The sequence below is a fragment of the Paenibacillus lentimorbus NRRL B-30488 genome (genome assembly GCF_000411595.1).
GTDB classification, from domain to species: domain Bacteria; phylum Bacillota; class Bacilli; order Bacillales; family Bacillaceae; genus Bacillus; species Bacillus velezensis.
Genome location: NZ_ANAT01000038.1, coordinates 1 through 610, shown reverse-complemented (window position 1 = coordinate 610; position 610 = coordinate 1). Strand labels below are relative to the sequence as shown.

Annotated in this window: 1 protein-coding gene; it reads right to left on the bottom strand. The window is 54.9% G+C overall.

Features of this window, described 5'->3' with window-relative positions:
- Window positions 1-610 (bottom strand): AMP-binding protein (locus tag D368_RS17465; protein ID WP_486129292.1); only part of this gene is annotated, 610 nt, incomplete at both ends.

The window sequence follows — 610 nt, the reverse complement described above, 5'->3', positions numbered from 1 at the left end:
AGACGGGCACCAGGAACGGGTTTTCCGATCGGAAGCCGCGTCCGTCCGCTGTCCCGTTTTCGGTCACAGACGTAAAAGGCCGCATCGACCGTCGCTTCTGTCGGCCCGTAGCCGTGAATAAGCATGGTCTCAGGCAGAAGATCGGCAAACCGGGAAGCCGTAAGCGGGGAAAGAGCTTCCCCTCCGGCAAACACGCATGTCAGTGTTCTGCCGAGGCGTGTTCTTGTTTCTGCAGGCTCTGTTTCCAGCGCGTCTAAAAAGCTGTTGACCATCGCCGGAATAAAATGCGCGGTCGTCACCTTTTCAGAAGAAAAAGCTTCAATCATCCGCACAGGATCTTTCTCCCAGCCGGCCGGAAGCAGATACACGGAGGCGCCTGACATCGTCCACCAAAACAATTGCCAGATGGAGGCGTCGAATGAAAAGGATGATTTCAGCACGATAATATCCTCTTCCGTTAACGGAAACTGCCCTTGCATCCCTGATAAAAAGGCGGCGGCTTGACGGTGTTCAACAGCCACTCCCTTCGGTGTTCCCGTCGAACCGGACGTATAAATGATATAAGCGAGCGAATCAGCATCCGCTTCGTCAGAGACAGCCCCTGTCTCCG